The sequence below is a fragment of the Nocardiopsis aegyptia genome, assembly GCF_013410755.1.
In the GTDB taxonomy this organism is placed as follows: domain Bacteria; phylum Actinomycetota; class Actinomycetes; order Streptosporangiales; family Streptosporangiaceae; genus Nocardiopsis; species Nocardiopsis aegyptia.
The window spans coordinates 2646746-2672707 of record NZ_JACCFS010000001.1 but is presented as its reverse complement, the minus strand read 5'-3'; the positions used below and the strand labels follow the sequence as shown (position 1 = coordinate 2672707).

Below are 25962 nucleotides of genomic sequence, written 5' to 3'. Positions count from 1 at the left end.
GGCGGAACTTCAGCAGTGCCGACGTCTTCCCGTCTTCCTCCTCGATCTCCAGGGAAGCTGCCAGGGGGTGATCCTGGGACAGGGGTGTCACCTCCGCCTCATAAGAAGAGGGGGCGGCACCTGGTCCCTCTCCTGCTCTGACGAAGCGGGCTGTGTTGCCTTTGAGGTAGCTCGCCAGTTCCTTCTGTGCCTTCTGTGGAACCACATCTTCCGGGAGCCCCAGGGGCGTCTCGTCGGAGCTGTCTCCCAAAAGTTTTTCCGGCATGCTTCTCCTGCGAGGGGTGTCAGGGAAATTCTGGAGGCAGCTTGGAAGGTAGCAGTGAGAGAAATTTCGGGTCAAGCGAAGGGTTGAGGATGTGCGTCGGTTCCTTATTGGCACCCGTCGCGTCCGAATATTTTGTTCTTTCAGTAACTCTTTGAGGGGTCCGTATTGATTTATAAGGATTGCCTGGGTCGTCCGTAAGCCTCGCAGGTTTTCGATGTATTGGGCGGATGTTCGGATTCGGGGCACTTCTGTGGACTGCATGGTTGGCGCCCCTCCGCGTGGTTGGGTGCCACCCATGCCTGGCTGTCCTTCGCGCTGATCGGTGCGCACAGGCTTGGATTATTTCGGGTTCGCGACCACCAGGTTGTCTCTCGCCGCGCCGATATCACTTGGACAGCCAACCCCAGGCGGGTCCCCGCTGTGCGACACTGCTGAGCTTGCGAAGCAATGCACAGTAGGGGAGGCGGCCGCTCACAGTCATCGGCGCAAGCGCCGAGCCCACCGAAAGCATCCGCGGAACACTCACTAGCCACGTCGACCGGTCAGCGGCCTCGGGCGAGCGGCCCTTCGGGTACCCGGGCGAACGTTTCAGGCCACGGCACTGGACGTCCACAGCCAGCACGATTCGGCCGTCGGCCGTCCGGGGCGAAGGCGGCTCGGCCGACGGGTGCCGCAGTCTGTAAGTGGCTGTCCGGTGATGTTCGCACCACGCAAACATCAACCCCTGCGAACTCATTCAAGCAGGCTTTCTAGGGGCGACTCGCGGGCGCTCGTCCTTTATGTGCCACCGGGTTTGACATTTCCTCGACTCAGGAGGTTTCTGGTCGCGGAAGATGGAGAAGATCGGATCGGAGAAATGCCCCTGATTACGAACACGAGGAGACCGATGCGTCGCATCATCGCCACTCTCGCCCTGACCGCAGCCGCCTGCGGAGCGCTGGCCGCGCCCGCTGCCGCCGAGAAGGTCGTCACCATCGATGACTGCTTTCTGGGAGGAGGAACCCCCAAGGGTCACGATTCCCTCGGTATGGTCTGTGACGGAGGCGAACACGACGGTGCTGTGGTGCTTCTCCGCTAATTCTGCGCCTCGCAGAGCCGGCCAATGATGGCACCCCATGCGGTGCCATCTCGCCCCTGGTGTCGCCGGTTCCCCGCCTCCACAATTGGGGCGGGGATTTCTGTCCCACAAGGCGTCAGTCAACCCTCAGTCGCCGTCTCACCCCGGCGGGCTCATCGCCGAACCCGTCTCGTGCCAGGACTTTCTGCTCCAGGCCCTCGCACGTGTATCCGACCCACGCGGACTCCGCGGACGACGCCACCCGCTGGTCCGGAACCCAAGGGTGCACCGCGATCGGCCAATAGGCTGCCAAGAGCACCACCCATACACCCACCATCCTGGCCATGGCCCAGGGAATCACCAGGACTCCGGCAAAGTCAGGTCCGTAGGAGTCTGAGTGGGCGAGCCTCGTCGCGGATCATGCGACGGTTGGCCTGGGCTATGTTGTCGAACCCGGCTGCTCTGAACAGCCCGATCGCGGTGTTGCGTAAGGTCGACATCACCCGAGGAACGCTGCCCGTGCGCATCTGGGAGCGGTTCTCGTCGTAGGTCACATCCCGGACGTGGTGGAGTGTGTTCTCGATGCCCCAGTGCTGGCGCTCCCACCTGGCCAGCACCAACGCAGGAGCGGTGCGCCCCTCGGCTGAGGTGATCAGGTAGACGACCTCCACGCTCCTGTGTTCGGGTGAGCCCTTGGACTTCTTGTGCCAGGTGGTATGGCGTAGCTGGGCGATCTGAGCGGCGCCTTCGAAGGTGATCCACGCCGGGACCTGAGTGGTCTTGATGGTGCGGGTCTCTTTGCGGCCGTTTCCGGTGTCGAGTGTGGTGTGTGCGGACACGTGCTTCCACGGTACCTAAATCGGACAATAGCCCAGGATTGCCAATCTTCGACTCACCGCGCCACCAGGGGACGAAAAGTGCCGCCAATCGTTACCTTTTATTCTGGTCTTCTCTGGCCTGTAAATATAGGTCCGATTTAATACTTTCAACAATAAACCTCCGGGTTCGTATTCAGCTTCTGCCTGTCAGTCATCTCTCGTGTAGGGTCTTCGTCGTACTATTAGGAAAGCTCTCACGGAGGCGTTATGCTCAAGAAAGTTGTCATCACGCTGGGTGTCGCAGTAGCTGGGGTCGCTCTCTCATCAGGCGTGGCTTCGGCTGACGTGCACCCCCATTCCGCCTACAAGTCACAAGAAATCTGCATGGCCAATGCCATGGCCGCTGGCGAGGATCAGGTGGCGGCGTTCTGCCAGCCCAGCAACTTCGATGAGGGAGAGTGGCTGCTCTGGGTGCAGGATTAACTGGGTTCATATGGGCAGGCGGTTGGGGTGTAGCTCCCGGGTGCTCCCTTCCTCTTTTTGCTAGGGGCAGCAACAACGATCCGTCTTCACCACTGAAGAACCGGCAGGTCCTGCTGAACGCCGTTCAGCAGGACCCAGTGAGGTGATCCCAGCGAGTTTCACTCCAGGCGTCCATGCCGAAATGCGTGAGAACGAGGGCAGCTCTGGCGATATCCTGGATCTTGCTGGGGCTGGCGGTGATGTGTTGAAGGAGCCGCCGCCTCTGGGTGATCAGCGCGAACCCGCGCTCGCCCAGACAGCGCACACCCCGTTGGAGCTTGTTCAGGGTGCTGTTGTCCAGGCCCAGTGGCGGCCCCGTCAGCCTGCGGCTTGACGGGGTGGTGACGCCGATTCCGACACTCTGGTATCCCAAATCGGCCAACCTCGGTAGGCCTTGGGCCGCCCAGGCGCAGAGCGCGCCAAGCACGTGGGTACGGGCCGCGGGCAGGTCGTTCACTGAGCCTTTTTCCTCCTGTTTCTCGGATTTGGAGGACGAGCATGGCTCGGGCGATCTCTCCTGCCCGGTGGAGCCTCTGGTGGGGCAGGTTTTCTTGGTCGTTAACCTGTCTACCAGGGGCTTCTTGCTGTCAGGGGAGAGTTCGAGCAGTCGGTGTGAGCCTGTGAACAGCGCTTCCAGGATGAAAAAGGTTCGCTGATCCGGGCTCGACATCGCTGATGAAGAGGGGGCCCTTCCGGTTCCATGACGCCTTGGTCAGAGAAGGTGGGGGTGCGAGTTGGTGCTCTACGCCGCCGCCCGGTCCCAGGAACTGCACCGCCACCTGCTCGCGCTGGATCAGTCCGTTGACGTGGAAGAGGCGCTCGGCGCCCGGTGCGCCTTCAGGCAGCTGTCCCGTCATCCGCTCGATCGACCCGCGTCCGGCACCCTCGCCAGCAGCGAGTCGTCCATCTCGCCCACCATCCAGCCGCGGATCATCACCCAGCCGGATTACCCTCAGGCACTTCGACTGGCTGGACCCGCTGTTCGACGAGCGTCTGGAGATCAAGGACGGGCGGCTATGGCTGGAGGACTGCCCCGGCCCGTCGCCAGGTGTGCCGGGGGAGGGCCTCGCATACGCGGCGCGGGCACCTCATGACCGTCGATCAGCCTTGGAAGCCAACACGACATGGGAGGAAACGCTGCGCATCTTCTCGCAGGTCTCCTCGAACTCGCGGTCAGGGCGGGACTCCAGGCCGATTCCTGCCCCCGCCTGGAGCCAGGCTCTGCCTTGTCCCTGGAACAAGGACCGGATGACCAGGGCCGCGTCGAGAGAGCCGCTGGCGTCGGCGACCAGTACAGCTCCTCCGTACAGGCCGCGTGGCGTTGTTTCGAACTCGCGGATCATGGCGTGGGCCTGTGGCCGAGGTGCCCCGACCAGTGTGGGGAAGAGAGAGATGAGCGCGTCCCACGGGCTGAGCCGTTCGTCCAGCGTGCCGATGACGCGAGAGGCGATGTGCTGCACGCTGCCCCGGTTCTCCACAGTCATGAAGTCCTTGACCGCCGGCGAATCGGGCTCGCAGCAGGCAGCCATGTCGCGCAGCGAGTTTCGGACCGCCAGCGCGTGCTCGCACACTTCTTTCGGGTCGTCCAACAGCTCCTGGCGCAGGCGCGCGCTGTGTTCGGCGTCGTGCGCCCGGTACGGTCGGGTCCCAGCCAGTGGCTGGGTCGTGACCTGCCTGTCCGCGGACACGTTGACGATGATCTCAGGGCTGAACCCGGCCACTTCCGAACCGTTGATCCTGACCATGAAGGACCGAGCCGGGGTGTTGTGCCGCCGCCCCAGCAGGAACGTGGCGGGAACGTCGACATCGGCCCCGATCGGCACTGCCCGTGAGAGCACCACCTTCTGTAGGCCCCCGCTGCGCATTCGGGCCAGTACCTCTCCCACGGCCTTTTGGTAGGCGTTGCCCTCATCCCGGGAGACATCCACCGGTGACGGATTCGGATGCTGTCGCGGCTCCGTTCTCTGCACGGCGCCAGCCACCGCTTCGACCTCGGCAGCGTCGACACCGCGCACGGTGGCCGTACCGTCGGCGACGCTCACTTCCAGCCTCGGAACCATCAGGTGCAGGAGGGGTTCATCGTCTGAGAACTCCCCTGCCTGGGTTGCAGCGGTGTGCGGCAGATCGAACCCGGCAATGCCGTAGGCCCTCCAGTCGTCCACAGGAACCCGTTCCAGCAGCCGCGGTACTTCCGCCAGCAGCTGCTCCTCCCGGGGGACGACGTGTTCACCTTCCGCGTCGCGGTAGATGGCGTGTGTAGGGGTGAGGACGACCTCAGCGATACGACCGACAGCGAGACTCCACAGCGGGGGATTCTCATAGACAACATAATCCTCTGTGGTAACTGTCCTAACCAATCGGGTCATCAACTCATCCGGATTATCCTCTGCCGTAACTAGAGTGCTGGTGTATTCGAACCGGACCATCACTGTTCCCATCGTCAGACTTGTTCTGAAGCTCTGACAATTATCCGAGAACATCAGGATCCGCGCTACAGTTCCAAAGGAACCCCCTTGCCGATCACCGCACTGCACTTCGCCTTGGAGCCGCCCGGGAAGCAGGGCCAGCCGGCGCCACCTCCCTGGCGTCCGGACCCGGGTGGCAGGTCGATCAGCAGTCAACAGGGGCGGCTCCGGAGATCGACCCTCGGTTGGCGAACTGCCCATTAGCTCGCAGATCCTGTTGAACACCGTCGAGCTGTGATTTTATGAGAAGAACGCAGGTCAGCCTGCTGCCCAGCCTGGGCGGTTGCATTCTCAGGTGAGGGCCGTGCCTCGCCGGCCAGGGGACCTCCAGCATGTGGAGTGGGCGTATGAAGGCCCCGTAGAAGGCCCAGCGGATCGCTTCGGGGATGCTGGACAACGCCAACTCCGTCAGGATCGGGGCGGCCAGGTTGCGCGGCATCGCCATGTTCTGAAGGGGGCGCCCGCTGCGTACACGGGAGACGTTCTTTCCGAAGCTCCCGTCCCGGACCTGGTGCAGTGCCTCGATCCTCCGATGGCCCTGCACCAGAGCGACTGGCCTCTCAGCTCCGACCTTCTCTGCGCTCTGCAATGGGCCTACGCACGTCTCTGGCTACCCCGACTTCTTGGACTGGTGCAACCAGAGAGGTCAGGAGGATGCGCCCCTGCGAGGGCGAAGCCCCCGCCGGTGGCAGGGAGCGACATCCTCGCCTGCGGGACCGGCGGGGAGCGGGAGGGTACGGCAGTCTGCGCCAGACGGAGTCCTTGCGGGGCCAAGGGTGCGGGAGTCCCCGGCCTCATATCAGGGCTCCGTTGTCGTGTTCAGGCGGTCTTGTCCGTGTAGCACGCTCCCATGGCCAGTGGAGACGTGCTCGAACGCCGCCTGTGAAACAGTCCTTTGGGGGAACGGGAGGGGTAGTGGCGCAACGAAGCCCCCGAGCGGCAAGGTGTGTCTCGGGGGCTCGAGCTACCTCTGAAGGACTCGCCCGTCAGGCCAGTTTGCCTTCGACGAGGTCGATGACCGATTGAACGGTCGTGAAGCTGTCGATGTCCTCGTCAGGGATGCGGATGCCGAACTCCTCCTCCAGGGCCAGGGCGAGTTCGGACAGGGCCAGATCGTCGGCACCGAGGTCCTCGGTCAGGGACGCGGTGTTGACCACCCGGTCCTCAGGGACTTCGAGCTGGTCGGCGATGACCTTCTTGACCCGCTCCTCCACCGTCGCGGTCTGCGTGCTCCGGCCGTCTTCGCCGACGGGCACGTGGTGGGGGGTCGTGGTGGTGCCGACCACGGCCGGAACCACCTTCTCGAAAGTGTGCTCGTCGGCCATGGCCGGACCGTTGGACAGGGCGACGGCGACGGCCACCGTGGTTGCGAACGCAGCGGTGTTGACCAGCATCGGGGTGCGCAAGACTTCTCCAGCTCTCACATCGATCAGCTTTCATTACTCAGAGTAACTGAACGGTGTCGGGGAAAGCCAGGCGCGCTTCATGGGTGTGGCGTTTTCTGCTTCCATGGCGATCTCGGGTGCGATCCTGCACGCCAGCCGAGCCCTATAGCCGCTGCTTCGCCCGATGCCGCCCATCAGGTCCCGGCGAGGACGCAGGCGACGCAAGCCAGACAAGCTCCACGGAGGTAAGGGATGAGACTACAACCACCTGTGTCGATGGCTGCGTGAACGCGGAATCGTCCATCGCCTGGCCCGTAAAGGCGTGGAGTCCTCGACCGTGGAAGCGGTACCGGATGTGCCACCCGTGCTTGCAGCGCGTCTGTTCAGCGCACTCACAGCGCTTGAAGAGGCTGCCCTTGTCGTGGCCGAGGCTGATCGGCTTCTGGGGCACGTCTCTGCTCCCTCGTCAGTCAGACAGGAGCTGGTGGTCGTTGAACGACTCGACTGCGGTTTTCCGTCAGGGCCCGCGGTTCCCTTCGAACACCAGACCCGGCAGAAGCCCTAGGCAAGCCTCAACGCCTGGTTCGACGAGCCGGGGTTGCGCAGTGCCCCGTAGCTTTCTTGCTCCAAGTTCTCGGGAGAGGACTGGCGTAGGAAGCCTGAGGGGTCGTCACCGCGAGGCGGAATTCTTCGAAGGCGCCGGATTCGAACTCTGACTATCAGGTCTCGTGGCTGGGAGTGAAATCCTCATCACATATAAAGAGTTTGGTGTGTCAACTAATAATACGTGCTGTCCTTTTTTGGGGGGCAATTGCCGTGCCATTCCACCAGTAGTACTTGCAGAGGAATCCTCACGGCTACTGCGGCATCGGCGGCACCGGCGCCAGCTGCCCGATCGGGGTCGTGACCTCGGACGACTGAGCGGGCGTCCGGGAGCGAGCCCTCCCCGGCGGGGGGTTCCGCCCGCATCGGCTCATCGCCCGGACGGAGCGCGTGGCGATTTTACCTCCGCCCCGGCGAGAACGATCATGGGGAAGCGGAGGTGCCGTGCCTCCATCACCGCCGCACGAAGTGGACCCCACCATGAGCGACACCGAGAGCGGGAACGTACGAGTACCATCCGACACGACGGGCATCGTCGTGGGCGTGGACGGTTCACCGGCGAGCCGGGCGGCCCTGGAATGGGCGGCCCGGGAAGCCGCTGACCGCGGCCTGGAACTGCTGGTCCTGCACGCGCTGAGCATGCCCGTGGTCGGCGTGCCGTTGGGACACCCCTTCCGCATGGCGCCCTCGCAGGACCTCACGGACTGGTCCACACGCCTGCTGCAGGATGCCGTCGACCACGTGACCGGGTCCCACCCCGGGCTGGAGGTGCGGACCCGGGTCTCCATGCTGGACGCGGCCCACGCCCTTCTCCAGGCTTCGCGCACGGCCGAGATGGTCGTCGTGGGCTCACGCGGTCTGGGCGGCGTCGCCTCCGCGTTCCTCGGGTCGGTGAGCATCCGGGTCACCGCGCACGCGCCCTGCTCCGTCGTGGTGGTGCCGGCCCCCGAAGAGCCCGCGAGCACCGCGGAGGGGCGCGACCACGGGAGCGCCTCGCGCGTGGTGGTGGGGCTGGACGGTTCCCGCGACGCCGAGGCCGCGTTGCGCTTCGCCTTCGAGGAAGCGGCCCGAACGCGTTCGGACCTCGTCGCCGTCCACGCCTGGACGGTGTCGGTGCCCCTGGACCCCACGGGGTTCGCGGCCGCGTCCCACGCCGCCGAACGCGAATCCCTCGCCGCGCACGCCGACGGCTACGTCCGCGCCGCGGTGGAGGAGACGCGCCGCGAGCACGCCGAGGACGTCCCCGTGAGCGTCGTGGTGGTGGAGGACCAGGCGGCCCACGCACTGTTGTCCACCGGTGCGGACGCCGGTCTCATCGTCGTGGGATCGCGGGGGCGCGGCGGCTTCGCCGGACTCCTGCTGGGCTCGGTCAGCCAGTCGGTGCTGCACCACGCCCGGGTGCCGGTGGCGGTGGTGCGCGGCCCGCATCGGGGGAGCGGGAACTGACCGCCGCCCCGGCGGGCGTGTGGCGGCCGGCCGGGGACCGCGCCTGGTCCCGTGGCCGGCCCCGGCGTCTCACGGGCCCGTTCCCGCCAGGGCGAGGTCGTCGACGTCGTAGGACAGGTGGCAGCGGACGTGGACCACACCGGCCGCGGCCCGGACCGCGTGCACCAGGCGGGGAATGTCGGACCGGCGCGCCACCCCGCCGCTCAGCGTCACCACTCCGCGGTCCACGTTCACGTCCACATCGGTGAATCCGAGCCGCCCACGGACGATGTCCTCCCGGACCGCGCGCCCTAGGTGCTCATCGGGTACCGCGTACACGTGCAGGAGGTCCGACCGTCCCACCAGACCCACGAGGCGGCCGTCGCGGTCGATGACCGGCAGCCGCCTGACGCCGTGCCTGCGCATCAGCTCCGCGGCGTCGCGGGGCGTGGCCTCGGCCGTGACGGTGATCGCGGGAGACGTCATCAGGTCCCGGGCCGTCGTCCCTGTGCTCTTGATTCGGTCGAGCCGCCGCCGGAGGGGTTCTCCCGTGTAGCCCTCCTCCGGGTCCGGCTCGGCGAGCTTCAGCAGCAGGTCCGCCGTCGAGACCACACCGAGGACGCGGTGCTCCTCGTCCACGATCGGCAGCGCGCTGACGTGGTTGCGGCGCATGAAGGCGGCCAGGTCCTTGTATCCGGCGTCGTCGCGGGCCGCGAGGATGCTCGTGGTCATCAGTTCGCCGACGGTCGTGGTCATGGGATCCTCCGCAGGCGTGCTCGAAGTAGCTCGGTTCCTTCGAGCCTGCCGCGCCGTTCCGTTCCTGAGAAGGCGCGGACGTCCCCTCATCCGGGACCTTCGTCCCAGGATCGGGGACCTCGGTCGGGTGACGGCCCGGCCCGCGCGGGCCAGGATCGGAGTTGAGACCCGGAGGGGGAGGAGTGCCATGAAGAGTTCGATCCTGGTCGGGGTGGACGGTTCCGAGGCAGCACTCAAAGCGGTCGACTGGGCCGCGGCGGAGGCGGTCCGACGCGATGGCCGCCTCCTCCTGCTGACGGCGTTCACCATGTACACCGCCGAGGTGGCGTTCACCTGGCGGGAGGAGGACATCAAGATCAGCCTCGATCAGGTGCTGGACGAGGCGCAGGACCGGGCCCTGGCCGTGGCTCCCAAGCTGGAGGTCGAGAGGGTCACGGTCCTGGACCCGCCGACAGTGGCGCTGCTGCACCGAGCCGCGGAGGCGGCGATGGTCGTCGTCGGCCTGCGCGGACGGGGCGGCTTCCCAGGGCTGAAGGCGGGATCGGTCGCCTATCGCGTGGCCGCGCACGCGCCCGTTCCGGTGGTCGTGGTCGGTCCCGAGACCGAGGCGCGGGGCGACCCGGTGGTCGTGGTCGGCGACGACGGATCCCCGCACGGGCAGAAGGCACTGGCCGCGGCCTTCGACGCGGCGGCCGCGCTCTCCGCGCGCGTGCACGTCGTCCGCGCCTGGGAACCGCTCATTCCACCGGCGCAGATGATGGTGTCCTACGACCTCGGCGCGATCCACGCCGCCGAAGAGGACGCGCTGCGCCATGACCTGGAGCCCTGGCTCACCAAGTACCCCGACGTCCCGGTCCGGTCGGAGACCGCGGAATCGGCGCCCGTTCCCGCCCTGGCGCGTGCGGCCCAAGGGGCCCGCCTCCTGGTGGTCGGCGCCCGCGGACGGCACGGGCCGTCCGTCCTCGCGCTGGGATCGACGGCCCACGGCCTCCTGCACCGCGCGCCGTGCCCGGTCATGATCGTGCACGCCGGGTGAGACGCGCTTCGGTCCGAGAGGGCCGAAGATCCCGCGATGAAGGGACCCTGTGCCCATGCCCCGCGGCGGCGGGGCATGGTGGACTCATCCCATGGAACCGATGATGGACGCCTGGGCGGTGACCCGTCCCGGTGCGATCGCCACCAGGCCGTTGACCCCGGTCCAGCGGTGCGTTCCCGAACCACGCGGACACGAGCTGCTGGTCGAGGTGCTCGCCTGCGCCGTGTGCCGGACCGACCTGCACCTGGCCGAAGGAGACCTGGCCCCGCACCTGCCGAACGCGGTCCCCGGGCACGAGGTGGTCGGCCGGGTGGACGCCCTGGGCCCACTCGCCAACCGGTTCGCTCCGGGGGACCGGGTGGGTGTGGCGTGGCTCGCCTCCACGTGCGGCGCCTGTGCCTACTGCCTGCGCGGTGACGAGAACCTGTGCCCGAACTCCACCTACACCGGATGGGACCGCGACGGCGGTTTCGCCCGGTACCTGACAGCGGACGAGCGGTTCGTGCATCCGATCCCCGCGTCGTTGCCGGACGCGACGGCGGCACCGCTGCTGTGCGCGGGCGTCATCGGCTACCGGGCCCTCAAGCGCGCCGAGCTCCCGGAGAACGGCGTGCTCGGCATCTACGGCTTCGGCGCCTCGGCCCATCTGACCGCGCAGGTGGCCCTCGCCCGAGGTGCGACAGTGCACGTGATGACGCGATCGCGGAGGGCCCGAGCCCTCGCTCTGCAACTCGGGTGCCACTCGGCGGCCGGCGCCTACGACGCGCCGCCCGAGCCACTCGGCGCGGCGATACTGTTCGCGCCCGCCGGAGAGCTGGTGCTCACGGCGCTCAGGGCGCTCGACCGGGGCGGGACGCTCGCGGTGGCGGGCATCCACCTGTCCGACATCCCGGCCCTGGACTACCAACGGGACCTGTTCCAGGAGCGGACGCTGCGCAGCGTGACCGCCAACACGCGAACGGACGCGCGCGAGTTCCTGGATGTCGCGGCGGGCCACCGGCTGGCGGTGACAGTGACCCCGTACCCGTTCGGGTCCGCGGACCAGGCACTCGCCGACCTGGCCGCCGACCGCGTGGACGGGGCCGCGGTACTGCGGCCGTGATTCCGCTTTCCGCCCTGTTCCACCTGGCCGGACCCTTCGCGGGCGGTGTGCCGCGCCTGCCGGGCCCCTGGCACCGTTTCGGACACCGCCTGGCCGGAGGCGAGAGCGGTCGCCGTCACGTTCACCGGAGGCCGGCTCCTCGAGGACACAGCGAGTTCCCCGCGATCGTCCAGCCGGTCCGCGAAGCCCGGGCGCCCAGGAGACGGCCGAGGAGCGGGGGCATGGAATCGGCGGCATGGCAGTCGGCAACCGACCCGCCGGAAGGACGGGCCCTGGGACCCGCTCGGAGAGGTCGCCCGGGCCATACGTCCCTTCGGTCCGGGATCCACGCCCCTTCCGCTCGCGCTCCCGTCGTGCCCAGGATGGAGGAAACACGCGACGCGGAGGTGCCGTCATGACGGTTCTGGTCGGCTATGCGAGTCAACACGGATCCACACGGGAGATCGCGCAGAGGATCGCCGCCCGGCTGCGCGAGCGGGGCCACACGGTGGATGTCCGGTCCCTGGGCGAAGCGCCGGCGCTGGGGGGCTACGAGGCCGCGGTGCTGGGAAGCGCCGTGCACAGCGGTTCTTGGCTTCCGGACGCCTCCGACTACGTCCGCGCCGCCACCGCACCAGACGGCCGGATGCCCGTCTGGGCGTTCAGCGTGGGTCTGGCACGGGTCGTCGGAGGCTGGTTCGAGAAGTACGCCCAGGAATCCGAGGAGGTCGCGCGGCTCCGCGAAACCACCGATCTCCGCGAACACCGCCTCCTGAAGGGAGCTTTGAGCCCCGAACACCTCCCCCTCTTCGGCCGTGCCGCCTACCGGATCATGGGGGAGGTACGGCGACTTCCGTGACTGGACGGAGGTCGACGCGTGGGCCGAGGCGATCGCCGCGGCCCTGTCCTCCACAGGAGACTCCGGGGCGGCCACGGTGTGACCGCCCCCGGGTCCCGTCCGCGCGTCAGTCGCGGGACGCGCGGACCACCGCGACTGGGCAGGGGCTGTGCGAGATCACGTTCCGACTGACCGAGCCCAGCAGCATTCCCGCGAAGCCGCCCCGGCCATGCGATCCCACGACCATCAGGTCGCAGTCCTCGGCCGAGGCGCACAGGACCTCGACCGGGTGGCCGGACCGCACCACCTCCTCGACCCGCACACCCGGCCGCCGAGTACGCGCGGGCCCGATCGCCTCCGCGAGCGTCCGCCGGGCCTCCTCCTCGGCCGCCGCCTCCTCGGTCCGGTTCTCCTCGTCGGACCTGGTCCAGGACGGCTCCTCCAGCGCACCGAAACGCCACCGGGCTCTTCCGCGCACCGTCACCGCGCGCAGCGCGGCCCCGCGCACCTCCGCCGTGGCGAACGCCCACTCCGCGGCGGTCCGCGCGGTCTCCGACCCGTCGACGCCGACCAGGACACGTCCGGTGGAGGGTCCCGGATCCCTGTCGGGAACGACGATGAGCGGGCACGAGGCGGAGACGAGCAGTCGCAGAGCCGTCGACTCGGGGAGGACGGCGTCCATGGCCGTCATGCGGTGGGCCCCGACCACCAGCGAGTGCGCACTCTGGCTCTCCAACAGGAGGACCGGTTCTGGGTCTCCGGTGATGTGCTTCGCTTCGACGTCGAGGTCCGGTACCCGTTCCAGTGCCCGTCGGCGGGCCTCGTCCACGACGCGGCGCGCGAACTCGTCCACGTCGAAGCCGGGCAGCCCGCGCGGCACCGAGTGGTAGCGCGGCCAGTCGAACGCGTACACGACGCGCAGCCGGAGTCCTCGTGTCCGTGCGTCGTCCGCGGCCCAGTCAACGGCTCGTTCGCTCTCCGGAGATCCGTTGACGGCCACCACGACGGGTGCGTGTTCCTGGACCATGATCGCTCCCCACCGGTTGTGGTCCCTCGTATGTCACGTCGGCTCTGACACCTGCCCGGAGGGCGGTCGTGGCCGGCGTGCGGCAGGCCGCCCGGACCGCGAGAGCCCCCTCAGCCCCAGGTCGCGTCCCGCCCCGCGTCCTTCGCTCATACCCCGTGGAAGGGCCCGCCACCTCTTGCGCACTCGCGGACTCCGGCCGGCGCTCGCCCGCGCCCCGGTGCGGAGAGAGCACGACACCGCTTCCGTCCGTATCGTCGCCCGTACGAACACGTGGAGACATGGGCCCTCTGACCCGGTTGTCGGGGCAGAGGTCCCGAAGCCGTGCAATCCGCCCGCTCGCCCCGGCCGAGCCGTAGGTCCTGTTCGGTAGGGGACCAAGGCACTTGCAGGGCGGAGACCCAAGGGTCAGTCTGGGAGGGAGGGACGAGCGGGCACGGGCCTTCCCACGGGGGCGAATCGCGTCGGACGGTCCGGGCCGACCGGCCTCCGAGCCGGGACACGAGGGGAGCCTGCGATGCGCACGGTGCGCGACGTCATGACGACCGAGGTGTTCTCGGTCGCCGAGGAGACCGACTATCGGGAGACAGCGGAGCAGCTGATCGAACGGCGGGTGAGTGCGATGCCCGTGACCGACGGAGAGGGACACGTGGTCGGCGTGGTCTCCGAGGAGGACCTGCTCCACAAGGAGGAGTTCGCCGGAGGGGACTACTGGCCGCCCCTGCGCGCGCGGCTGCGTGCCCGGCTCGGCTCGGGGGGCAGCGCGGGCGCCAAGGCCGCGGCGAGGAACGCGGCCGAGTTGATGACCAGCCCCGCTGTCACCGTAGGTCCCGAGGCGTCGGTCGTCCTCGCCGCGCGGTTGATGGAGCGGCGCGGAGTGAAGCGGTTGCCGGTCGTCGACGAGGCCGGGCGCCTGATCGGGATCGTGAGCAGACGTGACCTGCTGTCGGTCTTCGTGAAGGAGGACGACGACATCGTCGAGGAGGCTCGGAAGGAGATCACCGCACTTCTGCCGAGGCCCGCGGTATCCGTCGAGGACGGCGTGGTGAGACTCTCCGGAGAGTTGGAGCACCGTAGCGACGTGGAGAAACTGATCCACCGGGTGAGCCAGATCGAGGGAGTGGTGGCCGTCGACCCCGACCTGCGCTGGCACGCCGACGACGTCGTGCCCCAGCACGTCCAGTGGCGCGCCGCCTCGTCCTGAGGCGCGACCGTGCGAGAGGGCCCTCCGCGAACCGTTGACCTCAACAGGAGTTGAGGTCCTAGGGTACTGGCCGACGGATGGGAAGCCGGTCGCGGCGGTCGGGCCGCGGCCACCGCCCGTGCGCGCCGTGGCCGCGGCCGGCCTCGACGCCCGACGCGGAGTGAGGAATCGTATGGCCGCCACCCCCTCGCGGGCCCGCAGGTTCGGCTCGGTGATCGGCGACGACGCCGTCCGCTTCGGGGACCTGATCCGCATCGCGCCCGCCTTCGCTGAGGCGGACGGCTCAATGAGCGCCTACACCTCGCTGCTCCGCGCGGGGGCGCGGGCCGACCTACCCGCCCCCTACGCGGAGGTGTGGGTGGTGCTCAGCGGAGCGCTGCGCGTGGGTGGCGCGAGTGACGCGGTGACGGTGCGCACGGGCGACTTCGTGCACGTTCCCGAACAGGCGCCCGGGAGGGTCGAGGCCTTGGAGGACACCACGATGGTTTGTGTGTCGGTCCCCGCCCACTGAGGCCCGGGCATGGCCTTCCGATATCCGGTCATCACGAATTTCTCGGAACGAAACGCTGTGGGCCCGGGGCACTGGTCGGTTCACGAGGGCGGGGCCCAGTGGCGGTACCAGTCGGCGGCGGCGCGCAGGGGCGCGTCGACCGGACCGATCCGCGGATGCCAGGCGAGCTCCCACTCCAGTGACACCCACCCCGACCACGGCCGCAACAGGGGTCCGCAGGCATCGAGCGGGACCGCTCCCTCGCCCGGGGGCACGGGGGTCCACCGGTCGTCGGGAGCCGCCACCGCGTCCTTGACCTGGAAGTAGCCGAGGTGGGCGCCAAGCGCTTCGTGCGTGCGCGCGGGCGCCTCCCCGCTGCGCCAGGGGTGCAGCGCGTCCCACAGCACGGCGACCAGTCCGGGATCGCCGAACGGCTCCGCCAGGCGCAGCGCCGCCGCCCCCGTCGGGTGGGAGTCGTGGGTCTCCACGAGCAGCCGGACGCCGTGCGCGCGCAGATCCGGCAGGACGGCACCGATCCGCTCCAGAGCGGGTCCGTCCTGCCCGTCCCGCCCGCCCGGGAACACCCGGAGCGAGGGGGCGCCGATCCACGCCGCCAGCTCGATCAGCGAGCGCAGCTCCGCGACCGCCGGCCCGTCCGGGCCGGGCGCGCACACCTTGGCGTAGCCGGCCAGGCAGGCGACCTCCAGACCCGCGTCCTCGACGCGGGCCCGGGCGGCACGTGCCCGCGGCTCCGACAGACCCGGGCGGACCTCGTCGTCCGGGTGCGCGCGTACCTCGATCCCGTCGCAGCCGTGCTCGGTCGCGGTACGCACGGACCGCTCCAGCGGCACACCCGGCATCCCCAGGGTGCTGACCGCGAACTTCCAGCTCATCGTGCCTCCCGTCGCGGCCCCGCCGCGTTCGTGTCGTGTTCCAGTGTCACCTTCAGCGGGTCGAAGGCGATCCGCGTGAGCGCGCCGTCGTGGGTCCAGCGGACCGTGAGGGCGCCGTCGAGCACGGCCACCTCGGCCACCCCCGAGTCCGTCCCGGGCGACCCGGTCAGTGTCGCCAGTGCGGCGAAGACCGCCGTGCCCGACACCGTCCCGGTGAGCCGGGGCACCCGCGCCCAGGGCGTGAAGGCCGTCCCCGACGGCGCGCACGGCCGGTCCCGCGCGGTCCATCCGTGCAGCGGCCACAACCGCGACTCCAGACCCTGCTCGGGCCCGACCGCCCAGCCGGTCGACTCCGCACCCGCCCCCTCGGGCGCCCCCACCACCCGGTGCACACGCAGTTCGTGGCGGCCGCGAGCCACCACGACGCTCTCCACGCGCAGAGCGGGCAGCACGGGGGAGCCGCCGGGGAACACCGGCCGGTGCCAGGACGCCGCCCACCCCCAGCCGTCCCCGTGGCCCGCCCCCAGCGGGTGGATCCGGCGGCGCACTCCGCGCCCACCGCGCCACACGAGCGCGAAGTCGTTGTCCGCCGGGTTCGCCGACGACGTGGGTCCGGTTCCCGTGGAGTAGGCCAGCCGGGCGTACAACGGGTCCTCCTGCGCCGCCGACTCCGCGTGGTGGGGTCGCAGGTGGTCGCTGCCGTGGTTGTGCACCCGCACGACACCGTCCGCTCCGGTCGACTGCACCAGGAACCCGGGCGCGGGCAGGGCCAGCACCCGGTCCGGTCCCTCGCTCGGCGCCGCCGCCTCCACCTCGGTCCACAGCGGATGCCCGGGCGGGGCGAGCAGGCACAGGAAGGCCTTCGACGCCCAGTACGGCGACGCCGGCCCGGAGTAGGGCTGCACCGTCGCGGCGTGGGGTCCGTGCCAGCCCAGGCCGAGCAGTCCGTCGGCCCCGACGGCGCCCCGGTCGAGGAAGTACCGCAGGCAGCCGCTGAGGATCCGCCGGGACGCCCCCGCGGACAGGGGCGTGTGCCCGGTGACCGCGCCCAGGGCCACCGCGGCGCCCGCGCCGAAGCGGTAGGTCATCGACCGGCCGAGGTACACGGGCGCGCCGTCGCCGCCGAACATCAGGCCGAAGCCCTCCAGGTGCTCGCGCAGCCGTTCCCCGTGCGGGCCGGAACCGCCCGCGCCGGAACCGCCCGTCAGATGGGCGTCCAGGACCGGGTACAGGTGCAGGGCCCAGCCGTTGTAGTGGTCGAAGGCGCGCCCGTCGCCGTCGGAGTACCAGCCCTGGCCCCGGTACCAGGCGTCGAGCAGGTCGAGGGCCCGTTCGCGCGCCCGCCGGGTCAGATCGTCGCCGCGGCCGACCGACTCCAGGAACCCCGCCACGGTGAACGGGAAGAGGTACCAGTTGCTGGGCGCGGGAAGCGACCGGAGCGCGCCGCGCAGCCAGGCCTCGACCCGGTCCTGAGCGGTGCCGTCGAGCCGGTCCCACAGCCAGGGCCGGGTGAGGCGCAGCCCGAGCGCGACCGAGGCGGCCTCGACCATCGGCTGGCCCTGGACGTCGTGGTCGAGTACGAGCGGCCACGACTCGGCGTCGTCGGCTCCGGGCGTGCGCGTGCCCGCGTCGAGGCCCTCGGCGTAGCGCTCCATCAGGCCGTGCGGGTCGGCGCCGTCGGCTCCCGCGACGCGGAAGGCGGCGGCCAGCAGGGTGCGGGCGAAGCCCTCCAGGCCGTCGGAGCGCACCCCGGAGGCCGAGGGTGCCCCGGGCAGGTGCAGCAGGGCGCCCCGGGGACTGGCCCACCGCCGGGCCGCGGCCAGCAGCGCGTCGGTGGTCGCCTCCCAGTGCGCGCGCGTGTAGCCGGTGCGGGGGCTGAGGGTCCAGTCCTCGTCCGGCGGTGCCTGGGGCATGGGGTGTGCCGTCCTCCGTGTCGTCGGGATGGGGCGTCGTCGGGATGGGGCCGCCCGCGGCGTGCGTGCCGCGTGTGCCGCGTGCGGTGCGTGCGGCCTCCGTGGTGCGGGCGGCGCGGTTCCCCGCGCCGCCCGCCGGGCTACTCCTGGTCGCCGATGAAGCTCTCCACCTCGGAGATGAACTGCGCGGAGGCCTCCTCCGGGGTCAGCTCGCCGAAGTTCGTGTCCTGCGCCACGCGGTTGTTGATGTTCACGACCTCGCCCGCGCCGATGGGCGGCGGCGGGTTGCCGTCCACGATCGAGTCCTCCAGCCCGGTCAGGAACTCCGCCACGGCCAGGTCCGTCCCGGACAGATCGGAGGTGACGCTCTCGCGCGTCTCCAGGTTGGAGGGCAGGCCGAGGTCCATCTGGACGAGCTCGGCGGCCTCCTCGCTGTTGACCAGGAAGTCCACGAAGGCGGTCGCCTCCTCCGGGTGCTCGCTGCCCGCCGAGACCGTGTAGTACGTGCTCGGCTTGTAGAACATCCCGGTGCGCTCGTTCTCCGTCTCGCCGGGCATCCGCAGGATCTCCAGCTCCCGGTCGGCCGCCGCGCCGATCGCGCCGATCTGGTTGACCCAGTGCATCCCCATCGCGCCCCGGTTGGTGGCCAGGACCGACTGCTCGGGCCCGCCGGCCGCGATCTCCACGCTCTCCGCGGGTCCGGGCTGTCCGCCGGTCTCCACCAGCTCCTCGGTGATCCGGTACCAGTCGGTCAGCGTGTCCTGGGAGAAGGCCAGGCCACCGTTCTCGTCGTACAGGTTCTCGCCGCGCTGACGGGCGAAGATCTGGAAGCCCTGCTCGTTGGTGATGCTCTGGGTGCCGACGATCTCCCCGCCGGTGGCCTCGGAGATCTCCGCCGAGATCGCGACGAAGTCGTCCCAGGTCCAGGTCTCGTCGTCGGGCATCTCGACGCCGGCCTCCTCGAACGCGACCGGATCGGCCAGGATGACGATGGAGTTCACGCCGCTGGCGACCCCGAAGGTCCGCCCGTCCACGTCACCGCTCTCCGCGATCATCGGGTCCAGGTTCGACCGGTCGAGTCCGTCGAGCTCGCTGAGGTCGGCCAGAGCGCCCCGGTCGGAGTACTCGCGCAGGAACGCCTCCTCCTGCATGATGACGTCCGGCGCGTCGCCGGCCGCGGTGTCGGTGGCCAGCCGGTCCCAGTAGGAGCTCCAGTCGGTGTAGTTCCCGACGACCCGCACACCCGGGTTCTGGGCCTCGAACGCCTCGATGACGTCCTGGAAGATGGCGTGCCGGACGTCCGAGCCCCACCAGGAGAAGTGCAGCTCGGTCACGCCGTCCTCCGTCCCCGAGCCGCAGGCGGTGGCCGCCAGCACGACGGCCGCCGCGCCCGCGGCCACGGAGAGGAGCGGGCGGCGGCGCCGGATCCGCGGGTACCTGTCGCCTGAGCGCTGGTGCATGTGCTCGGTTCCCTTCGGGGGGTGGTTTGGGGGGACCCACCTTCCCTCGTCCGGTGTCCGTGTCACCAGGTACGGACAGAATCGATCAGGAACCATCATCCCGCGCGGAGTCCGACCCCGGGCCGCGGGGCTCCCGCCGGCGTCCGGCACGGCCGGGCACGGCGCTCGACGCGCGCACGGTCAGGCGCGGCAGCAGCTGCACGTGCCGGGGCGGACCCGAGCGGCCCTCCGGGTCCGCACGGCCGACCAGCAGCCGCAGGGCCTCGCGGCCGAGTTCGCGGCGCGGGGCCGTCACAGCGGTGAGCGGCACGGCCGTGTGCTCGGCGAGTTCGTCGTCGTAGGCCACGACGGCGAGGTCCTCCGGCACCCGCAGGCCCCGGCACAGGGCGTGTTCGGTGAGGCTCGCGGCGTGGTGGTCGGTGTGCGCCACCACCGCCCGCGTCCCCGAGGCCAGGCACGCGTCGACCAGGGCGTCGAGGGCCTCGGACAGCACCCGCGCGCCGTTCTCGCCCTTGGGGAGGGCGGCGACCGGGGCCCTCGCCAGGCCGAAGCGCGCCACCGCCTCGTGGTAGCCCGCGCGCAGCCACCGGGCGGTGGGAGTCCCGTCGAAGACGGCGAGCGCGACGCGCGTGTGCCCGAGCCCCGTGAGGTGGTCGACGGCGAGCAGCGCGCCGTGGATGTGGTCCGTGCGGGCTCTGTCCAGTTCGCGCACGACGGTCGAGTCGTCCAGGTGCCGCTCCATCACCACGACCGGTACCGGGACGGACTCCAACCACTCCGTGGTCTCGTCCGGGCTCCGCCGGTGCGTCGTCGGCGCGATCACCAGGCCCTGCGCCCCCAGCTCCAGCAGCCGCCGCACCCGCGCCCGTTCCAGCTCAGGCTGGTAGTCGGACACCCCCAGGGCGAGCCGCACGCGCAGGGCGGCGGCCACGGTCTCCATACCGCGCACGACCTCCGGGAAGTAGGTCGTCGCCGAGGGCACGACCACGCCCACCAGCATGCGGGCCGCCGAGGGGCGCCGGTCGGCGGCGCTGATCGCGAACGCGCCGCCGTGCACCCGGGCGAGGAGGCCGTGGCGTTCGAGCGCGGCGATGTCGCGGCGGATCGTCACCTGCGACACGTCGAGTTCCTCCGCGATGTCCCGGGCCCGGACGCTGCCGCGCAGTTCGAGTCGGCGGAGCAGGTACTCGTGGCGCTCTCGTGGCAGCATGTCGGACCTTCTGTGCGTGTGGCCTCGAACGGTCGACCCGACGTTAGGCCCCGGTGCCGGCGGTCGTACAGACCCGGGTCCGCCCGCCTCAGCCGAGGCCGTCCAGTGCGGCGAGCAGCGCGCGGCGGACGAGGCGGGCCTGGGGTTCGTGCCGCGGGCCGACCGTGCCGCGCGGCACTGCCTCGACCGCCATGACCAGGTACAGGTAGCACCGGTACAGCGCCAGGCGCCCGCGCGCCCGGTCGTCGAGGTCGAGGGTGCCGCCCGCGGCCCGGTAGCCGCGTGCGAACGCCGGGTCCTCCGCGATGTCGCCGAACAGGGACAGCGACACCGTCTCCGCCAGCGGGTCGCCCCAGAACGCCCGCTCGCCGTCCACGATCGCGCTGACGGCCGGGCCCCCTCCCGTGTCGTCGAGCAGGATGTTGCCCGGCCACAGGTCGAAGTGGACCAGCACCGGCGTGCGCACGTCGTCGAGGAGGTCGGAGCGTCGGCGCACCGCGCCGGCGATGCGGTCGGCGGGCACCGGCAGGGGCGCGTCGAAACGCCGAGCGTCCGCCAGCACGGCGTCGACCATGGCGAGGAAGGCGGTCCGCCAGCGGTCGGCCAGTCCGGCCTGGGGGTAGCCGAACCCCGGGCCGGTGATGCCGTGCAGCCGCGCGACCAGGGCGCCCAGCTCCGAGCGCAGCCGGTCGTGCTCGCCCGGAGACAGTTCGTCGCGCCACGCGGACCAGCTCCGGCCCGGGCGGTGCGTCATCAGCAGGACGTCGCCGCGGACCACCCGCCGCCCGTAGTCGGAGTGCACCACCTCGGGGACCGGGACCCGGTCGCCCGCGGTCCGGTAGAAGAGCTCCTCGGTGCGCATCATCCCGCGCTCGTAGCCCATCACGGGCGACGACGGCCCCGGAGCGACCTTCAGGACCAGGTCGGGCCCCTGCGCCAGGCGCAGGCGGTAGGCGGTGTTGAAGGTGCCCTCGGCCAGCGGCTCGCACGCGCGCAGCCGCCGGGAATCGATACCGGCGGCCTCCAGCACCGCCGCCAGGTCCGCGCGGTCCAACTCGATCCGGTCCTGGTGCACGGGGCGTCCTTCCTCGCGGCGGGCGCGAGGGATCCTACTCGTCGGACGGCCCCTTCTCCAGGGGGGCCGACTCCAGGAGGAGGAGCGCGATGTCGTCCTCGCGGTGCTCGGTGCGCACCCGCGCGACCATCTCCTCGGCCACCTCGTCCAGCGGTAGGCCCCGCACCGCGTCCAGACAGGACAGTACGTCCCGTTTGGCCTCGTCGAGGTCCGCGCCGGGCGTCTCGATGAGCCCGTCGGTGTACAGCGCGAGGATCGAGCGCGGCGGCAGGTCGAACTCCAGGACCGGGTACTCGGCCTCCGGGTCGATGCCGAGCAGCAGACCGTCGGGCACGTCCATCACGCGACCGCCGCCCGGGGCGCTGAGCAGCGGCTCGGGATGCCCGGCCCGGGCCATGCGCACCCGGCCCGTCCGCATGTCCAGGCGCAGGTGGACGCAGCTGGTGAACAGATCCGACTCCATCTGGCACAGCAGCCGGTTCGTGTGCGTGAGGACCTGCCCCGGGTCCCCGTCGAAGACCGTGGTGAAGGCCAGGGCCGCGGTACGGATCTGGCCCATCAGCGCGGCGGCGGAGACGCTGTGCCCCTGGACGTCGCCGATGATCGCGGTCGAGGTCGAGGGTCCGAGCGGGAGCTGGTCGTAGAAGTCCCCGCCGATGTCCATGCCCTCCGTGCCCGGCAGGTAGCGGTAGGCGCTGTTCAGCCCGGGCAGGTCCGGCATCCTGCGGGGGAGCAGCACGGACTGCAGTCCCTGGGCCAGGTGCATCTTGAAGTCGTACAGGCGCGCCCGCTCCAGTGCCTGGGCGATGAGGCTGCTCAGGGCGTTGAGCACCGCGCGCCTCTGCACGGTGAACACGTGCGGCTGCGGGAAGGTCAGGACGCAGACGCCGATCGGGCGCCCCGAGGCGATCAGCGGCAGGATCGCCCAGCCCTGGGGGCCGGTGGGCCGGTGCGGAATCTCCGGGTAGACCAGTTCGAGTTCCACGCGTGAACGGAAGAACCCCGGGACGCCGGAGGCCGCCGCGTGGGTGATGGGCGCGCGCCTGTCCAGGGGAGCGCCGTCCACGCGTTCGAGGACCGCCGGGTCGAATCCTCGCTCGCCCAGCAGCCGGAGCCGCTGTTCACGGCGTTCGTTGCGGAACAGGGCGAGCCCGTTCGCGCCGACCGCGGGCAGGATCTCCCGGGCGACCAGGTCGACCACGTCGTCGACGGTGACGGCCTCGGTCAGCGCCGACGCCAGGTGCAGGATGTGGTACAGCTCACCGGCGCGCGTGGGCGTGCGGCGGCCGCGCGCGGTCTTGCCCCTGCGGTCCACGTCCGTGGGGGTGATCACCACGCTGACACCGCGGCCACCGGGGTACAGGTGGAACGAGAGCCACCGGTCGGGCGGACACAGCGCGGTGAACTGCACGGGCTGGTGGCTGACGATCGCCGCGCGGTAGCGGTCCTCGAAGACGGGGTCGCGCAGCCAGGGGAGCGCGGTCCAGGGACGGTACCCCAGCAGGCGTTCGCGGGGCCTGCCGAGCAGGTCGGCGGCAGCGTCGGTCACGGTCGTGATCCGGCCGTCGACGTCCAGGGCGCACAGCCCCTCCCGGATCGGCCGCACCATGCGCGCGATCGCGTCGTTCTCCTCCGGTCCGCCCTGCCCCTGGTCGTCGGAGGCCGGATCCACCACGCGTGGCCGGGACGGCGGCCGGACCGGGTGTCCCTGGTCGCGGGCCTCTCGCAGCTGTTCCACGATCCGGTCCGCCGCCCCCGTCAAAGCCGCGCGCGCCCGCGCAGAGAGCTCGGCGGGGGCGTCGGCGACCCCGAAGGTGAAGTAGGCGCCGTACTCCTCCCGCCCCGAGACGAGGGGAACGACGGCGACGGAGAAGTCGTAGGGCAGCGTGATCGACACCCGAGGATAGTCCTGGCCTATGGCGGCGCCGTTGGGCCGCCACACCACCTGGCGTTCGCGGATCGCGTCGTTGACCGGGACCCTGGCGGTGGGGGCGATCCTGGTCCAGGAGAGGAAGAGGTCCCGGGGCACCCCGACGAGGAGGGACAGGGCCAGCGTCGTCTTGTCGGGGTCGTACAGGTACAGACCGCCCGCGTGTGCGTCGACCTCGTGGAGGGCGGCGCGGAGCGTGTCGGCCAGATGGTTCAGTCCGGGGGTACGCCGGTTGGTCGAGACACGCATGGACACCCCCGTCCCGGTCGCTCCCGCTGCCGCCGGTTCTCCGTCCGACGATACGCGTGGAAGTGTTCGCGTGCTGGTCAACAGAGTGGTACGGACTCCCCAAGTCCGTCCCTGCCGACACCGGCCCCGACAGGCGGGGACGGTCCCCGCGGTCGTCCCGCGGGGGCGTCCGACACCGGTCAGCGCACGGGCACCCGGCCGCCGCTCAGCGCCGCGTCGACGGCGGCGACCGCGCTGGTGACCGACACCTCCGACAACAGGCCCGGCGCGGCCACACTGTCCCCCGCCAGGTACACCCCGTCGCCCCGGTCGACCGCCGGGCGGTCCCGCCACGTGCGCCCCGGCAGGTCGATCGCGCCCGTGCGGTCCCGGGCCACCTGGTCGCGGCGCCAGGTCAGCCGGTCCCGCCACTCCGGCAGGGCGTCGTCCAGCAGCTCCTCCAGGCGCTCGGTCACCGCCGCCCTCGACTCGCCCGGCCGCACCGGCATCTGCGCCTGGACCACCGACGCCCCGGCCGGGGCCAGCGTCGGGTCCACCAGGGACTGGCGCTCCAGGAACCCGCACTGGTCGGCGTCCAGCACCAGGAACGGGTCCCGGCCCCGGCGCAGGCCCACGTCGACCAGGAGGGAGTGGCCGCCCTCCCAGGTGAGCGAGTCGTCGCCGAGCAGGGCGCGGGCGGCCGCCAGGGAGGTGGCCACGACCACGGGAGTGTCGGGCAGGGTGTCCACCCGGGTGCCCGTCTCGATCCGCACGCCCCTCTCGCGGGCGCGCGCGGCCATGTGCTCGACCAGGGCAGACCAACCGCCGACCGGGTACCGGGGTGAGGGCCATCGCGGGGCGGCCACGCGCAGGAACCGGTCCCAGACGAACTCCGCGGACAGCCGCCCCGGATCGTGGTCGAACACGGCCACGCCCATCATGTTCGCCACCGCGCCGGCGGTCCCGGCGCCGAACCGGTCGGCGGCCCACGTGGCGAAGTCCACGTCGTGCGGGGCCCGCAGCCCGCGTCGGGCCGCGGCCGACAGCAGTCCGGCGGGCGGGGCGCCCAACCGGCCCCGGTAGCGGACCCGCGAGCCCGCCAGAGCCCGCGGCGATATGCGGCGCAGCGGGGGGAGGAGGCCCCGTTTCGCCAACCAGGCGAAGGGCGCGCTGTCGCTGTAGAGGACGTGCGGTCCCTCGTTGGCGACGTAGGGCGCGGAGGTGGACCGCGCCCTGCCGCCCAGGGTCGGGTGGGCTTCGAACAGTGTGACGTGCGCGCCCTTCTCGGCGCCGGCGATGGCCGCGGTCAGTCCGGCGAGGCCACCGCCCACAACAGTGAGTTCCATACCCCTAGGACGAGAGGGGCAGGCGCACGCGTGACATCTTCTCGGGATTGGCGATCATGTACACGTCCTGGACGCGGTCGTCGACGACCTCCAGGACGACCACGGTCAGCACCTGGCCCCCGGCCGCGATGACTGCGGCGGGGCCGCCGTTGATCTCGGTGATCCCGGCCCACATGCCGTCCAGCGAGTCGAGCCCGAGCGAGTCCAGGAACCGCCGGGTGTTGGACTCATTGGTGATCGAGGCGAGGAACCGCCCGACCTTGGCCATGCCGTGCAGGGTCCGCAGCGGGGCCTTGGCGCGTCCACCGCCGTCGCCGACCAGGGTCGCGTCCTCGGCGAGCAGCCCGGTGATCCCCTCCAGGTCGCCCTCCAGACAGGCGGCGAGGAAGCGCTCGGTGATCCGGCGCCGGGCGGCCCGGTCGGCCTCGAACCGGGGGCGGCGCTCCTCGACGTGGTCGCGGGCGCGCCGGGCCAGCTGACGGGTGGCGGCCTCCTCCCGGCCGATGATCCGGGCGATCTCCGCGTAGGGGAACTGGAAGGCCTCGCGCAGCACGAACACCGCACGTTCCAGTGGACTGAGCGTCTCCAGGACCACCAGGAGCGCGAACTCGACGGAGTCGGCCATCTCCGCCCGCTCGGAGCCGTCGGGGGCGGTGCTGACGGGCTCGGGGAGCCATTCGCCGACATAGGACTCGCGCCGCGCGCGTGCGGAGCGCAGCCGGTCGACGGCGATCCGGGACACCACGGTGACGAGGTAGGCACGGGGGTCGTCGACGGTCGCGTGGTCGACCTTGGACCAGCGCAGCCAGGCCTCCTGCACGACGTCCTCGGCATCGGAGGCGGTCCCCAGGACGCGGTAGGCGACGCCGGTGAGGGCGGAGCGGTGCTCTACGAAGACATCGGTCGTCATGACACAGAAGACGTACCACACCGGGCCC

At 70.6% G+C, this 25962-nt stretch carries 22 protein-coding genes and 1 pseudogene; 9 read left to right on the top strand and 14 right to left on the bottom strand.

What is annotated here, in order from left to right; all coding sequences use genetic code 11:
• Window positions 1–1151 precede the first annotated feature (1151 nt).
• The gene (locus tag HNR10_RS11935) at window positions 1152–1343 is read left to right on the top strand and encodes a hypothetical protein (protein ID WP_179823167.1); all 192 of its coding nucleotides are present in this window, start codon (window positions 1152–1154) and stop codon (window positions 1341–1343) included.
• Window positions 1344–1699: 356 nt separating this feature from the next.
• Here HNR10_RS11935 and HNR10_RS11930 read toward each other — a convergent pair whose 3' ends face one another.
• A complete protein-coding gene (locus tag HNR10_RS11930; protein ID WP_179823166.1) occupies window positions 1700–2161 on the bottom strand; it encodes a hypothetical protein in 462 nt (153 codons plus the stop codon).
• A 246-nt stretch (window positions 2162–2407) separates the two neighbouring features.
• On the opposite strand from HNR10_RS11930, the gene HNR10_RS11925 reads away from it, so the two are divergent.
• Window positions 2408–2623 carry a hypothetical protein gene (locus tag HNR10_RS11925; RefSeq protein WP_179823165.1) on the top strand — a complete coding sequence of 72 codons (216 nt, stop codon included), beginning with the start codon at window positions 2408–2410 and terminating at the stop codon, window positions 2621–2623.
• A gap of 124 nt (window positions 2624–2747) precedes the next feature.
• Here HNR10_RS11925 and HNR10_RS11920 read toward each other — a convergent pair whose 3' ends face one another.
• From HNR10_RS11920 to acpP, 3 genes are all read right to left on the bottom strand, one after another.
• Window positions 2748–3119, bottom strand: a complete 372-nt coding sequence (locus HNR10_RS11920) for a hypothetical protein (protein ID WP_179823164.1) — start codon at window positions 3117–3119, stop codon at window positions 2748–2750.
• 631 nt (window positions 3120–3750) lie between these two features.
• Window positions 3751–5100, bottom strand: coding sequence for a salicylate synthase (locus tag HNR10_RS11915; protein ID WP_179823163.1), 1350 nt, complete (start codon window positions 5098–5100; stop codon window positions 3751–3753).
• A gap of 1013 nt (window positions 5101–6113) precedes the next feature.
• Window positions 6114–6533: an acyl carrier protein gene (gene acpP / locus HNR10_RS32240; RefSeq protein WP_449409804.1), complete on the bottom strand. Its 420-nt coding sequence runs from the start codon at window positions 6531–6533 to the stop codon at window positions 6114–6116.
• Between the two features lie 100 nt (window positions 6534–6633).
• Between acpP and HNR10_RS11905 the strand changes: the two are divergent.
• Both HNR10_RS11905 and HNR10_RS11900 read left to right on the top strand, forming a co-directional pair.
• Window positions 6634–6846, top strand: a pseudogene (locus HNR10_RS11905) (IS5/IS1182 family transposase); the annotation flags it as partial.
• A gap of 749 nt (window positions 6847–7595) precedes the next feature.
• Window positions 7596–8561, top strand: coding sequence for a universal stress protein (locus HNR10_RS11900; protein WP_179823161.1), 966 nt, complete (start codon window positions 7596–7598; stop codon window positions 8559–8561).
• Window positions 8562–8630: 69 nt separating this feature from the next.
• Here the strand turns inward: HNR10_RS11900 and HNR10_RS11895 are convergent, their stop codons facing one another.
• On the bottom strand, window positions 8631–9296 hold the full coding sequence (locus HNR10_RS11895) for a CBS domain-containing protein (protein ID WP_179823159.1): 666 nt from the start codon (window positions 9294–9296) through the stop codon (window positions 8631–8633).
• Between the two features lie 187 nt (window positions 9297–9483).
• On the opposite strand from HNR10_RS11895, the gene HNR10_RS11890 reads away from it, so the two are divergent.
• From HNR10_RS11890 to HNR10_RS11880, 3 genes are all read left to right on the top strand, one after another.
• Window positions 9484–10332: a universal stress protein gene (locus tag HNR10_RS11890; RefSeq protein ID WP_179823157.1), complete on the top strand. Its 849-nt coding sequence runs from the start codon at window positions 9484–9486 to the stop codon at window positions 10330–10332.
• A 91-nt stretch (window positions 10333–10423) separates the two neighbouring features.
• Entirely contained in the window at window positions 10424–11434 is a 1011-nt protein-coding gene (locus HNR10_RS11885; protein WP_246406190.1) for a zinc-dependent alcohol dehydrogenase family protein, read from the top strand.
• A gap of 394 nt (window positions 11435–11828) precedes the next feature.
• Window positions 11829–12272 (top strand): flavodoxin domain-containing protein, encoded by a 444-nt coding sequence (locus tag HNR10_RS11880; RefSeq protein ID WP_246406188.1) that lies wholly within the window; start codon window positions 11829–11831, stop codon window positions 12270–12272.
• Window positions 12273–12378: 106 nt separating this feature from the next.
• Here HNR10_RS11880 and HNR10_RS11875 read toward each other — a convergent pair whose 3' ends face one another.
• Entirely contained in the window at window positions 12379–13278 is a 900-nt protein-coding gene (locus HNR10_RS11875) for a universal stress protein (protein ID WP_179823155.1), read from the bottom strand.
• Window positions 13279–13792: 514 nt separating this feature from the next.
• On the opposite strand from HNR10_RS11875, the gene HNR10_RS11870 reads away from it, so the two are divergent.
• Both HNR10_RS11870 and HNR10_RS11865 read left to right on the top strand, forming a co-directional pair.
• Complete coding sequence (locus HNR10_RS11870; protein WP_179823153.1) at window positions 13793–14479, top strand: CBS domain-containing protein; 687 nt, start codon at window positions 13793–13795, stop codon at window positions 14477–14479.
• A gap of 172 nt (window positions 14480–14651) precedes the next feature.
• The gene (locus tag HNR10_RS11865) at window positions 14652–14990 is read left to right on the top strand and encodes a cupin domain-containing protein (RefSeq protein WP_179823152.1); all 339 of its coding nucleotides are present in this window, start codon (window positions 14652–14654) and stop codon (window positions 14988–14990) included.
• A gap of 80 nt (window positions 14991–15070) precedes the next feature.
• Here HNR10_RS11865 and HNR10_RS11860 read toward each other — a convergent pair whose 3' ends face one another.
• From HNR10_RS11860 to sigJ, 8 genes are all read right to left on the bottom strand, one after another.
• Window positions 15071–15862, bottom strand: coding sequence for a sugar phosphate isomerase/epimerase family protein (locus HNR10_RS11860; RefSeq protein WP_179823150.1), 792 nt, complete (start codon window positions 15860–15862; stop codon window positions 15071–15073).
• Window positions 15859–17775: a DUF2264 domain-containing protein gene (locus HNR10_RS11855; protein WP_179823148.1), complete on the bottom strand. Its 1917-nt coding sequence runs from the start codon at window positions 17773–17775 to the stop codon at window positions 15859–15861. Before HNR10_RS11855 ends, HNR10_RS11860 begins: the two co-directional genes overlap by 4 nt.
• A 140-nt stretch (window positions 17776–17915) precedes the next feature.
• Window positions 17916–19235, bottom strand: coding sequence for an ABC transporter substrate-binding protein (locus HNR10_RS11850; RefSeq protein ID WP_179823146.1), 1320 nt, complete (start codon window positions 19233–19235; stop codon window positions 17916–17918).
• A gap of 85 nt (window positions 19236–19320) precedes the next feature.
• The gene (locus HNR10_RS11845) at window positions 19321–20445 is read right to left on the bottom strand and encodes a LacI family DNA-binding transcriptional regulator (protein WP_179823144.1); all 1125 of its coding nucleotides are present in this window, start codon (window positions 20443–20445) and stop codon (window positions 19321–19323) included.
• 88 nt (window positions 20446–20533) lie between these two features.
• On the bottom strand, window positions 20534–21520 hold the full coding sequence (locus tag HNR10_RS11840; protein ID WP_218897721.1) for a phosphotransferase family protein: 987 nt from the start codon (window positions 21518–21520) through the stop codon (window positions 20534–20536).
• A 34-nt stretch (window positions 21521–21554) separates the two neighbouring features.
• Window positions 21555–23699, bottom strand: a complete 2145-nt coding sequence (locus HNR10_RS11835) for a SpoIIE family protein phosphatase (RefSeq protein ID WP_179823142.1) — start codon at window positions 23697–23699, stop codon at window positions 21555–21557.
• A gap of 179 nt (window positions 23700–23878) precedes the next feature.
• The gene (locus HNR10_RS11830) at window positions 23879–25024 is read right to left on the bottom strand and encodes an FAD-dependent oxidoreductase (RefSeq protein WP_179823140.1); all 1146 of its coding nucleotides are present in this window, start codon (window positions 25022–25024) and stop codon (window positions 23879–23881) included.
• 4 nt (window positions 25025–25028) lie between these two features.
• A complete protein-coding gene (gene sigJ / locus HNR10_RS11825; protein ID WP_179823138.1) occupies window positions 25029–25934 on the bottom strand; it encodes an RNA polymerase sigma factor SigJ in 906 nt (301 codons plus the stop codon).
• Window positions 25935–25962: the final 28 nt, after the last annotated feature.